A 629-nucleotide genomic window follows, 5' to 3' on the forward strand; every position below is an offset into this window, starting at 1 on the left:
TGGTCGACGTGATAGCTCGGCACGCGGTATTCCTGGTCATCGGCCGTGCGGATATAGGTCCCATGGCTGCCGCCCATCTTGATGACGACGGTCTGAACGCCGCGCTGTAAGTAGTAGCCGGCGATATCTCTTTCATTGTCCATTCCCGTCAGGATCCGGCCTTCATTGAGGCCAGGCATGACGATATCGGCATACTGGGCGGCGTCGTTGATGACACGGGCCATGATTTCCTGGGATTTCCAGAGCATGGGCCGCAGGTTGGGGTCAAAGGAAATGCGCACGCCCTTACCGTGAGCCCGCATCATCAACGTATAAATCGTTTCCCGGCACGATTCTGACAGGGCCAGGGGAATCCCCGTGACGTGCAGGTGGTCGACGCCGGTCCAGTCGATACCGGAGAGGTCCGCCGGCCGGAAGTGGGAAAAGGCCGTGTGTTTGCGGATATTGGCTACCGTCGGGTCCCCTTCCAGGACCTTTTCTTTCATCTGGAACCCCGTCATATGGTCATCATCGGTCCAGACATAGTCGTCGTGGATGCCATTGGCCTTGAGAAAGTTGCAGATGCACTTCCCGAAGGGGTCGACGCCGACCTTGGAAATATACGACACATCATTGCCCAGCCGGGCCAT

The 629-nt window shown here is 57.9% G+C and carries 1 protein-coding gene; it reads right to left on the bottom strand.

Features of this window, described 5'->3' with window-relative positions; genetic code table 11:
• Nucleotides 1–629 (bottom strand): sugar kinase (locus WMO23_RS11415; protein WP_349174150.1); only part of this gene is annotated, 629 nt, incomplete at both ends.

Origin of the sequence: Megasphaera intestinihominis (assembly GCF_040096415.1) — a bacterium.
In the GTDB taxonomy this organism is placed as follows: Bacteria; Bacillota; Negativicutes; order Veillonellales; family Megasphaeraceae; genus Megasphaera; species Megasphaera intestinihominis.